Origin of the sequence: Enterobacter sp. SENG-6, assembly GCF_001605945.1 — a bacterium.
Taxonomy (GTDB): domain Bacteria; phylum Pseudomonadota; class Gammaproteobacteria; order Enterobacterales; family Enterobacteriaceae; genus Enterobacter; species Enterobacter cloacae.
Map to the genome: position 1 here is coordinate 41,883 of NZ_LOMM01000023.1, position 10,539 is coordinate 52,421.

11 protein-coding genes are annotated in these 10,539 nt (G+C 55.0%); 5 read left to right on the top strand and 6 right to left on the bottom strand.

Annotation, left to right across the window (positions count from 1 at the left end):
* The 5 genes from uxaC to AX755_RS13305 all read right to left on the bottom strand — a co-directional run.
* Positions 1–1,242, bottom strand: a 1,242-nt coding sequence (gene uxaC, locus AX755_RS13285) for a glucuronate isomerase (RefSeq protein WP_231883359.1), incomplete at its 3' end; no start/stop codon positions are given.
* Entirely contained in the window at positions 1,239–2,624 is a 1,386-nt protein-coding gene (locus AX755_RS13290; protein WP_038980483.1) for an MFS transporter, read from the bottom strand. The genes uxaC and AX755_RS13290, both read right to left, overlap by 4 nt.
* Before the next feature lie 73 nt (positions 2,625–2,697).
* Positions 2,698–3,717 carry a Zn-dependent oxidoreductase gene (locus tag AX755_RS13295; protein WP_062856904.1) on the bottom strand — a complete coding sequence of 340 codons (1,020 nt, stop codon included), beginning with the start codon at positions 3,715–3,717 and terminating at the stop codon, positions 2,698–2,700.
* Between the two features lie 14 nt (positions 3,718–3,731).
* A complete protein-coding gene (gene rspA / locus AX755_RS13300; RefSeq protein WP_013096791.1) occupies positions 3,732–4,946 on the bottom strand; it encodes a starvation-sensing protein RspA in 1,215 nt (404 codons plus the stop codon).
* A gap of 111 nt (positions 4,947–5,057) precedes the next feature.
* The gene (locus tag AX755_RS13305) at positions 5,058–5,384 is read right to left on the bottom strand and encodes a YnfA family protein (RefSeq protein ID WP_062856905.1); all 327 of its coding nucleotides are present in this window, start codon (positions 5,382–5,384) and stop codon (positions 5,058–5,060) included.
* Between the two features lie 153 nt (positions 5,385–5,537).
* Here AX755_RS13305 and AX755_RS13310 point away from each other — a divergent pair, with 153 nt between their 5' ends.
* Together AX755_RS13310 and speG are read left to right on the top strand one after the other, a co-directional pair.
* The gene (locus AX755_RS13310) at positions 5,538–5,876 is read left to right on the top strand and encodes a DUF1283 family protein (protein ID WP_013096793.1); all 339 of its coding nucleotides are present in this window, start codon (positions 5,538–5,540) and stop codon (positions 5,874–5,876) included.
* A complete protein-coding gene (speG, locus tag AX755_RS13315; protein ID WP_062856906.1) occupies positions 5,876–6,433 on the top strand; it encodes a spermidine N1-acetyltransferase in 558 nt (185 codons plus the stop codon). The genes AX755_RS13310 and speG overlap by 1 nt, the downstream gene beginning before the upstream one ends.
* Positions 6,434–6,450: 17 nt before the next feature.
* Here the strand turns inward: speG and AX755_RS13320 are convergent, their stop codons facing one another.
* The gene (locus tag AX755_RS13320; protein WP_080396962.1) at positions 6,451–7,161 is read right to left on the bottom strand and encodes a YnfC family lipoprotein; all 711 of its coding nucleotides are present in this window, start codon (positions 7,159–7,161) and stop codon (positions 6,451–6,453) included.
* A gap of 105 nt (positions 7,162–7,266) precedes the next feature.
* On the opposite strand from AX755_RS13320, the gene AX755_RS13325 reads away from it, so the two are divergent.
* The 3 genes from AX755_RS13325 to AX755_RS25790 all read left to right on the top strand — a co-directional run.
* Positions 7,267–7,560: a DUF1161 domain-containing protein gene (locus AX755_RS13325; protein WP_013096796.1), complete on the top strand. Its 294-nt coding sequence runs from the start codon at positions 7,267–7,269 to the stop codon at positions 7,558–7,560.
* Positions 7,561–7,706: 146 nt separating this feature from the next.
* Complete coding sequence (gene ynfE, locus AX755_RS13330) at positions 7,707–10,145, top strand: selenate/tellurate reductase subunit YnfE (RefSeq protein ID WP_062856907.1); 2,439 nt, start codon at positions 7,707–7,709, stop codon at positions 10,143–10,145.
* Between the two features lie 10 nt (positions 10,146–10,155).
* Positions 10,156–10,539 (top strand): 4Fe-4S dicluster domain-containing protein (locus AX755_RS25790; protein WP_231883360.1); only part of this gene is annotated, 384 nt, incomplete at its 3' end.

Sequence of the window (10,539 nt, forward strand, 5' to 3'; positions counted from 1 at the left end):
GGAGTCGGTCAGCATGCCGACAAAATTCATTAACAACCCCTGATCTGCCAGGCTGTTGAGCTGGTTTTCCATCCCGCGACGGGTGTCGTTAAACCACCAGCCGGAGCCGAATTGCATCGGTGATTTCACTCCCAGTTCTGCACTCTGAAAATTGGCGATCGTCGTCGCGACAATATCGTTGTAGCTGGGGTTGAGGTTATACAGGATGGTTTTTGGCAGCGCGTCTGCAAGGGCCATGGCATCCAGCAGCTGATTAATATTCGCAGCAAGATTGACCTGATCCGTCAGTGAATCAAACCCGGTATTTATGCCCAGGGCACGGTACATGCGGGTATTATTATTGCGTATCGCACCGAAGTGTATCTGCATGGCCCAGTCATGCTGTCGGTAATAACACGCCAGCATGATAAAAATAGCACTGTCAAGAATCGCGCTATCCCGTGCGTTGAGATGTTCACCCTGCCGTTTACGGACAAATATCGATTCCACGATACTGTCATCCGCAGCCTGATAATGGATCTCCACAGGGCCATGATCCGAAATACGGCACCCCATGTCGTGGAACCAGGCAATACGCTCGCCGAGCGCAGCAGCAAAATCGCTAAAGGCGTGAATGGACCGCCCCGTCAGCTCCGCTAATCGATCGGTAAAGTCGGCGAACTGATGCGCATCCGACGTAAAAACGTCATCCGGGCGGAATGTCGGTAATACCTTGACGTTGAATGTTGCGTCATCGCGCAATAACTGATGGTAACGCAGGTCATCCAGCGGTGCATCTGTGGTACAAATGACCTCCACCTTTGAGCGTTTAATCAGTTCGCGGGGCGTAAAATCAGGCTGTTGTAATAAACGATTACAGCGCTCCATTATTTCACGCCAGTTATGGCTGCCCAGCGGTTCATCACAGGAAAAATAGTGATGCAGTTCTAAATGCGTCCAGTGATAGAGCGGATTGCCATAACTGGCGTCGACCGTTTCAGCCCACGCCGCAAATTTTTCTTCCGCGGTGGCGCTGCCCGTAATGTATTTTTCATCTATACCGTTGGCGCGCATAGCGCGCCATTTGTAGTGATCGCCTGCAAGCCAAAGCTCGGTAATATTCTCCAGCGGTTTATTTTCGAAAATATCTTTCGCAACCAGATGACAGTGATAGTCAATTATCGGCAATTCTTTCGCGACGTCGCGATATAACGCAACGCCCCTGGCGTTGCTAATCATAAAGTTATCATTAATGAAACTCATAGCAGCGCTCCATATTTGCGTGACTCACCAGCCTTATCGTTCAGCGCCTGTGGTTCAGCCGCGTCTTGTGCCGCGCTCAAATCACGGTCGCGCACTTCCGGCATGAAAATGGCTGAAACCAGACCAATCACGGAATAGGCAATCAGCATCGCGACAATCGGCCACCAGGAGCCGGTCATGTTGCAGAAGATCCCCGCCAGCACCGGACCAAAGCCCACCGCCACCAGACCGCCCGCCTCTTTGGAGATAGCCATGCGGGTAAAGCGATTACGCGAGCCAAACATCTCCGCCATGGTGATGTTTTCCAGCGCGAACAACCCCAGCACCGCGAAGTTATGAATGACAATAATCGAGAGCATAATGACGCCCGGCGCATAGCTTTTATCGACGATAATCGACAGCATCGGGTACGCCAGAATGATGGCGGAAACGTTGAGGAGGATATACGGCAGACGGCGACCGACTTTGTCCGACAGCCAGCCCAGCAACGGGATAGAGATAAACCCGAGGATTGAACTTATCATCAGCGCATCGGTGGGGATCGCTTTATCAAACAGCAGCGTCTGTACCAGATACCCGGCAAGGAACGTCTGGATCAGACCGGAGTTACCCGCCTGACCAAAACGCAGCCCGGTGGCCAGCCAGAAGGATTTGCTTTTCACCATCGCCCCAAGGGAGGTATCCGGCTTCGCCACTGGTACGGCAGCTTCAGCGTCGTTCACTTTTTCGAAGACCGGGCTCTCTTTCAGGTTCATACGCAGCCAGATGGCAAAGATCATCACGACGACGCTGGCCAGGAACGGCACGCGCCAGCCCCATGCCACCAGTTCTTCACGATCGAGAGCAAAGAACATCACCGCCCAGATCGCCGTGGCACTCAGGGTTCCGCAGTTGGTCCCCATCGCCACCAGCGAGGAGATGATCCCGCGTTTGCCCTTTGGCGCATACTCGGCCAGCATGGTTCCCGCACCGGAGATTTCTGCCCCGGCACCCAGCCCCTGAATAATGCGCAGCGTCACCAGCAGAACCGGCGCAAAAATGCCAATCTGGCCGTAGGTCGGCAATACGCCAATCAGGGTGGTACAGATCCCCATCATGGTGATGGTAATAAACAGCACCTTTTTACGACCGATCCGATCGCCCATTCTGCCGAAGATAAAGGCGCCGACAATGCGCGCAATATAGCCTGCGCCGTAGGTCCCCATCGCCAGGATCAGCGCCATGGCCGCGGACTGTTCCGGGAAAAAGATCTCATGGAAAACCAGCGCGGCCCCCAGCGAGTAGAGCTGAAAATCCATAAACTCCAGCGCGGTACCCAGCCAGCCGGATACGGCAGCTTTCACCAGATCTGAAGTCGTTCTTTGAGGTTGTGCTTGAGTCATAATGGCTATCTCTGCAAGGTAAGATGCGTACCACTCAGAGCCTGTCTGCGCAGGCTCTTAACCGCGTAAATTATTATTGGTCGAAGGTGAGCAAGACTTTGCAGCACTGCCGCTGGTCTTTCTCAAACAGTTCGATGGCGTCTGTCACGTGGTGGTAGTCAAAGGTGTGGGTAATCATTTTTTCAGGATCGATCAGCCCCTTTTCCAGCCAGTCGATCACGACCGGGAATTTGTTGGCATTCAGGCGCGAGGAGAATATCGACAGCTTTTTGCTGGTGATCCCCTGCTGAACAATCTGGCTCGGATCGCTGGAAAAGCCCATCAGCACGATACGTGCCGCCGGGGAAGCCAGGGTTATCGCTTCCTGCAGAATCGACGGATGACAGGCGGCATCAATGATTAACGTCGGTTTGATGCCTTTTTCTTCCAGCGCCTTATGCAAATCAAGATTACCGTTGTTCAGGACCCAGTCCGCGCCGCTGCGTTGCGCCATCGCCAGCCGTTCATCAATGCGGTCGACGACAATCACCTGCCTGACGTTGTAGACACCTTTCAGCGCCTGCACGGTAACCAGCCCCATCGGGCCCGCGCCGTACACCAGGGCGATATCCTGTTCCGTCGGTTTTGCCTGCCCGGTGACGTTGGCGGCAATGGTAAAGGGCTCGACCATCACGGCGTGTTTATCGGGAATGGCGTCCGGGATGGGCCACGCATTTTTCGCCGGTACCACGGCGTATTCCGCAAAACCGCCGTCGCGATGCACGCCGAGCACGACCAGGGAGGTACACACGTTCGGTTTACCCACCGAGCACGGATAGCAGTGCCCGCAGCTGATCACCGGATCAACGGACACCCGCTGCCCCAGGCGTCCGGGGTCAACGCCCTCGCCCGTGGCGTCAATCACACCAAAAAATTCGTGCCCGATAACGCGCGGATATTTCGCGAAGGGGTTATGTCCGCGGTAGATATGGCTGTCGGAGCCGCAGATCCCGGCAAGTTTAATGCTGACGCGCACTTCCCCTGCCCCCGGTTGCGGGAGTTGACGCTCTTCAATCACCAGTTGGTTGGGCTGTTTGATCACTACGCTTTTCATCGTTCGCTCCTCCTTTACCAGTTCCACAGCGTGCCGTCTTCCAGACGAGCCACAGGCAGGTAGGCCGGATCGTACGGGTATTTCGCGGCCAGCTTTTCGTCGAACTCAATACCCAGACCCGGCTTGTCGCCCGGGTGCATATAGCCGTTGTCGAAGCGCCAGTTGTGTGGGAAGACTTCAAGCATCTGTTCGGAATAGCCCATATATTCCTGCACGCCGAAGTTCGGCACCCACAGGTCGAAGTGCAGCGCGGCAGCATGGCAAATCGGCGACAGATCGGACGGGCCGTGTGACCCGGTCCGCACCTGGTAGAGCGAGGCAAAGTCTGCAATACGACGCATGCCGGTGATCCCGCCTGCATGGGTAATGGTGGCGCGAATGTAGTCGATAAGCTGCTCTTCAATCAGTTGTTTGCAATCCCAGATGCTGTTAAAGACTTCACCCACGGCAATCGGCGTGACGGTGTGCTGGCGGATCAGGCGGAAGCACGCCTGGTTTTCAGCAGGCGTAGGATCTTCCATCCAGAACATGCGGAATTCTTCGATGCTCTTACCGAAACGCGCTGCTTCAATCGGCGTCAGGCGGTGGTGCATATCATGCAGCAGATGTTCGTTGAAGCCAAATTTACTGCGCACCGCGTCGAACAGCTTCGGTGTGAAGTCGAGGTATTTCTCGGTGGACCACAGCTGCTCTTCCGGCCAGTCCCCTTTGGTGGCAGGCTCATACGCCAGCCCTTTTCCTTTGGACATGCCGTAGGTGGTTTTCATTCCCGGCACGCCGCACTGGACGCGGATCGCCTTAAAGCCCATCTCTTTGTGACGGGCGTAATCTTCCAGCACGTCGTCAATGGTATGCCCGGTGGTGTGGCAGTAGACCATTACCCCTTCACGGGAAGCGCCCCCCAGTAGCTGGTAAAGCGGCATATTGGCGGCTTTGGCTTTGATATCCCACAGCGCCATATCCACGGCAGAGATTGCCGACATGGTGACCGGGCCGCGACGCCAGTACGCGCCTTTATAGAAAAACTGCCAGATATCTTCGATGCGGTGCGCATCGCGGCCAATCAGTTGCGGGCAGAGGTGGTCTTTCAGGTAAGAGGCGACGGAGAGTTCGCGTCCGTTTAGTGTGGCATCGCCAAGACCGACGATGCCTTCATCGGTCGTAATTTTAAGGGTGACAAAGTTACGCCCCGGGCAGGTGACAAATACTTCAGCCCCGACAATCTTCATAATTCCTTTCCTTACATCGCATGTTGTGATGCAGGAAATTTACGCAACTGAGCTACTACCATACAAGTATAATGATCAAAATATCCGCGAGCGATCACAAAATCAGGGCGCTCAGGCGCGCCCCCAGCCCGCCACGATGATCAGCATGCCGCACAGGGCAATCAGAGCCCCGGCCCAGTCGTAGGCGCTGAGTTTTACCCCATCGACCACGCGTAACCATAGCAGCGCGGTGCAGACATAAACCCCGCCGTAGGCGGCATAGACGCGACCACTGGCCGCCGGATGGAGCGTTAACAGCCAGACAAACAGCGCCAGCGCGATGCCCGCCGGGATCAGCAGTAACACGGTTTCCCCTTTCTTCAGCCAGAGCCAGGGAAGGAAGCAGCCGATAATTTCACAGAGCGCGGTGGCAAAAAATAACAGCGTTGTTTTGATCATATTTCATTTCAGGTGAGGATTTATTTAACCATCATACCTGATGATACGGTTTACTTTTCCATACCCGCGCCGCGGGTATGCCGTTATTTCTGTTTGGTGTAGAATCTGAACAGGGTAACGTGATTATCTGTACCGATTCAAAAAGGAAACGCTATGAGTACATTAAGCAAACGCCTTTGTCTGACCGCCGCACTGGCGCTGTCAACGCTCGCCTTCGCTGCAACGGCTACCGCCGAAACCAGCAAACTCATTATTGAGTCTGGCGATAGCGCGCAGAGCCGCCAGAATGCCGCAATGGACAAAGAACAATGGAATGACACCCGCAGCCTTCGTCAGAAGGTGAACAAGCGTGCTGAGAAAGAGTGGGACAAAGAAGATGTCGCCTTTGACGCACGTGATAAGTGTCAGCAAAGCGCGAACGTTAATGCCTACTGGGAGCCAAACACCCTGCGCTGCCTGGATCGTCGCACGGGTCGCACGGTAGCACCGTAATGCCGGGTCTTGAGGTTAAACTGCGTCCGCTGGAGCGCGAAGATTTGCGCTTCGTCCACCAGCTCGACAACAACGCCAGCGTGATGCGCTACTGGTTTGAAGAGCCGTACGAGGCGTTTGTCGAGCTGTCCGATCTGTACGATAAACACATTCAAGATCAAAGCGAACGCCGCTTTGTGGTGGAGTGTGAAGGCGAAAAAGCCGGGCTGGTTGAGCTGGTGGAGATCAACCACGTGCATCGCCGGGCGGAATTCCAGATCATTATCTCCCCGGAGCATCAGGGTAAAGGCCTGGCCTCACGGGCGGCGAAGCTGGCAATGGACTACGGATTCAATGTTCTGAATCTGTACAAGCTCTATCTCATCGTCGATAAAGAGAACGAAAAAGCGATCCATATCTACCGTAAGCTGGGCTTTATGGTGGAAGGCGAGCTAATCCACGAGTTCTTTATCAACGGGGAATACCGCAACACCATTCGCATGTGCATTTTCCAGCACCAGCATCTGGCCGGACACAAAGCGTCTGGTGCCAGCCTGCTGAAACCTACCGCGCAGTAACCTGCGCGGCTTTACTCTCAGTAGTATTCAATGGTGTTTTTTATGCTGTACTTGCGCTCAACCGCGGGTTTCACGCTGTCGTCGGTGATGGTCAGGTCGCAGCTCACCGGGTTATTGTGCCGGTCGTAATCGCAGCTCTGCTTCACATTCCCCAGCGGTTTGTCATTCAGTAAACTCACGGCCGAGTAATCCATTCTTTTGCGCAGATCCTTCGAGGGTGTCGACTGTACGGATAAGTGCTGATCCCCGGAAACAGTGGTTTTACCCAGCGGGTAGCCGTCCGCGTCATAGCGATATTTCACTTCCATATCTTTACCGTGCGCCGCGACCACAAATCCATTGTCATCGGTATCCCATGTCACACCGGCTGACGGTAGCTCGGCCAGCTGGCATTTGCCCTGCAGTTTCACTTTTCGCTGCTGGGTTTCTGCATCGATGTAGTAGTTGGCATCCAGCACCAGCGCAACGCCGGTATTCGCTTCAAGATCGTGCAGCTCAAGCGTATCAAAGCACCCTTCTGTCGACATCGTCCCGGTCACCCGTTTGGAGACCTCGCCCTTGTCGTTAAACAGCGTCTGGGTAAAGTCTTTGACCGGGCCGCGCAGCGGGTCAAAATCAAACTCATTCGAAAAACTCGCCATCTCAGGCGTGAACGACAGCGGCGCGGAATTGTTGTCGCACCCCACCAGTGTCGCGGCCAGTAGCGTTATCGCTGCGTATTTCTTCACATCATTTACCGATTCAGGGAGATTATTCCCAATCATATTAGCAAATACAGTTGTTTACACGAACCCTGCTAAAATTAATCTACACACAGAGAAAAGGAGCTACAGATGAAACGGTTACCCTGGATTACCGCCCTGCTGTTAATGAGTGCCTCTACCGCCGCGCTGGCGGCACCGGATTCCTGCGAACGTGTAAAAAGCGACATTCAGCAGAAAATCATCAACAACGGCGTGCCGGAATCTGGCTTTACGCTGAACATCGTACCCAACGATCAGGCCGATCGTCCGGATGCGCAGGTTGTTGGGCATTGTGCCAATGATACCTTCAAAATTTTGTACACTCGCACAGGCAGCGGCGCTGCTGCTGGCGCGCAGGAGAGTCCGCAAGGCGAACCGCAGTGATTTTTAACTACTTTCCTTGCATCAATCCCCCTTGAATTTATGAGGATTAATATTTAATACCTCCAAATAAGTAACACTCACCCCATCATTAGCCCGGTTGTAATCACGGGCGAAAATAATAGTCAATTAAAATGATGGGGTGAGTCATGTCCGATGTCGAACATCACGGTGGAATCAGCCGCCGAACACTCGTTAAGTCCACCGCGATAGGTTCTCTGGCGCTTGCCGCCGGTGGTATCTCGTTGCCGTTTGGATTGAAGAGCGCCGCTGCTGCAGTGCAAAACGCCGTACAGCCTGCTGAAGATAAAGTGGTCTGGGGAGCCTGCTCGGTGAACTGCGGCAGCCGCTGCGCGCTGCGCCTGCATGTCCGTGACGACGAAGTTTACTGGGTGGAAACGGATAATACCGGGGAGGATATCTACGGCAATCATCAGGTGCGCGCCTGTCTTCGCGGACGCTCCATCCGCCGTCGCATTAATCACCCTGACCGCCTTAACTACCCGATGAAGCGCGTGGGCAAACGCGGTGAAGGTAAATTTGAGCGCATCTCCTGGGATGAAGCGCTGGATACCCTGACCCGCAGCCTGAAAAATGTAGTGGAAAAATACGGCAACGAAGCGGTGTACATTAACTACTCCTCCGGCATTGTCGGCGGCAATATCACCCGCTCTTCCCCTTACGCCTCGCTGGTGGCGCGCCTGATGAACTGTTACGGCGGCTTCCTGAGCCACTATGGCACCTACAGTACCGCGCAAATTTCCTGCGCGATGCCGTACACCTACGGCAGCAATGATGGCAACAGCACCTCCGACATTGAAAACACTAAACTGGTGGTGATGTTCGGCAATAATCCGGCGGAAACGCGTATGAGCGGCGGCGGGATCACCTACTACCTCGAACAGGCGCGTGAACGCTCAAATGCTCGGATGATCGTCATCGACCCGCGTTATACCGACACCGCTGCCGGACGTGAAGATGAATGGATCCCGATTCGCCCGGGTACCGATGCCGCGCTGGTAGCCGGACTTGCATGGGTATTAATCAACGAAAATCTGGTTGACCAGCCGTTCCTCGATAAATACTGCGTTGGCTATGACGAAAAAACGCTGCCGGAAGGTGCGCCTGCTAACGGACACTACAAAGCGTATATCCTCGGCCAGGGCGACGATAATACGCCAAAAACCCCGGAGTGGGCTTCGCGCATCACCGGTATTCCGGCGGATCGCATCGTCAAGCTGGCGCGCGAGATTGGCTCGACAAAACCCGCCTATATCTGCCAGGGCTGGGGACCGCAGCGCCAGGCCAACGGTGAACTGACGTCGCGCGCCATCGCCATGCTGCCGATCTTAACCGGCAACGTGGGTATCAACGGCGGTAACAGCGGCGCGCGCGAATCGACCTATACCATCACCATCGAACGGATGCCGCTGCCGGAAAACCCGGTAAAAACGCAGATCTCCTGCTTTAGCTGGACAGATGCCATCGCCCGCGGCCCGGAAATGACCGCCCTGCGCGACGGCGTGCGTGGCAAGGATAAGCTGGATGTGCCGATCAAGTTCATCTGGAACTATGCCGGTAACACCATCATCAACCAGCACTCCGACATCAACAAAACCCACGATATTCTGCAGGACGAAAGCAAGTGCGAAACCATCGTGGTGATCGACAACTTTATGACCTCTTCGGCGAAATACGCCGACATCCTGCTGCCGGACCTTATGACCGTCGAGCAGGAAGACATCATTCCGAACGATTATGCGGGCAATATGGGCTATCTGATTTTCCTGCAGCCCGTCACCGCGCCGAAGTTTGAGCGTAAGCCCATCTACTGGATCATGAGCGAAGTGGCGAAACGTCTCGGGCCGGATATCCATCAGAAATTCACCGAAGGCCGGACACAGTCGCAGTGGCTGCAGTATTTGTACGCCAAAATGCTGGCGAAAGATCCGCAGCTTCCGTCCTATGACGAACTGAAAAAAATGGGCATTTATAAGCGCAAAGATCCCAACGGACACTTCGTGGCGTATAAAAAATTCCGCGATGATCCGGATGCCCATCCGCTCAAAACCCCGTCAGGCAAGATTGAAATCTACTCCAGCAAGCTGGCAGAGATTGCCGCCACCTGGGAGCTGGAAAAAGATGAAACCATCAGCCCGCTGCCGGTGTACGCCTCAACGTTTGACGGCTGGGATGCCCCAGAGCGTAAAACATACCCGCTGCAGCTGTTTGGCTTCCACTTCAAGGCGCGCACCCACTCCAGCTACGGCAACGTGGATGTGCTGAAAGCCGCCTGCCGTCAGGAGGTATGGCTCAATCCGGTTGATGCGGCACAACGCGGTATTCAAAACGGCGATATGGTGCGCGTGTTTAACGACCGCGGCGAAGTGCGCATTGCCGCGAAAGTCACCCCGCGCATCATGCCCGGCGTCAGCGCGATGGGCCAGGGGGCCTGGCACGACGCCAACATGAACGGCGATCGGATCGACCACGGCTCATGCATCAACACGTTGACCACCCATCGCCCGTCACCGCTGGCAAAAGGCAACCCGCAACACACCAATCTGGTGCAGATCGAGAAGGCGTAAGGAGTAACCGATGACAACCCAGTATGGATTTTTTATTGACTCCAGCCGTTGCACCGGGTGCAAAACCTGCGAGCTGGCCTGCAAGGATTACAAAGACCTGACCCCGGACGTCAGCTTCCGCCGGATCTACGAATACGCGGGCGGCGACTGGCAGGAGGATAACGGCGTCTGGCATCAGAACGTCTTTGCCTATTACCTGTCGATTGCCTGTAACCACTGTGAAGATCCGGCCTGCACCAAAGTGTGCCCGAGCGGGGCGATGCACAAGCGCGACGACGGGTTTGTGGTAGTGAATGAAGATGTCTGCATTGGCTGCCGCTACTGCCATATGGCCTGTCCGTACGGTGCGCCGCAGTACAACGCCGCCAAAGGCCACATGACCAAGTGCGACGGC

What these genes read in the sequence shown, in the direction of transcription:
- AX755_RS13305 (WP_062856905.1), bottom strand. Translation starts at nt 5,384, where the DNA reads ATGATCAAAACAACGCTGTTATTTTTTGCCACCGCGCTCTGTGAAATT.
- ynfE (WP_062856907.1), top strand. Translation starts at nt 7,707, where the DNA reads ATGTCCGATGTCGAACATCACGGTGGAATCAGCCGCCGAACACTCGTT.
- AX755_RS13310 (WP_013096793.1), top strand. Translation starts at nt 5,538, where the DNA reads ATGAGTACATTAAGCAAACGCCTTTGTCTGACCGCCGCACTGGCGCTG.
- rspA (WP_013096791.1), bottom strand. Translation starts at nt 4,946, where the DNA reads ATGAAGATTGTCGGGGCTGAAGTATTTGTCACCTGCCCGGGGCGTAAC.
- AX755_RS13290 (WP_038980483.1), bottom strand. Translation starts at nt 2,624, where the DNA reads ATGACTCAAGCACAACCTCAAAGAACGACTTCAGATCTGGTGAAAGCT.
- AX755_RS13325 (WP_013096796.1), top strand. Translation starts at nt 7,267, where the DNA reads ATGAAACGGTTACCCTGGATTACCGCCCTGCTGTTAATGAGTGCCTCT.
- AX755_RS13295 (WP_062856904.1), bottom strand. Translation starts at nt 3,717, where the DNA reads ATGAAAAGCGTAGTGATCAAACAGCCCAACCAACTGGTGATTGAAGAG.
- speG (WP_062856906.1), top strand. Translation starts at nt 5,876, where the DNA reads ATGCCGGGTCTTGAGGTTAAACTGCGTCCGCTGGAGCGCGAAGATTTG.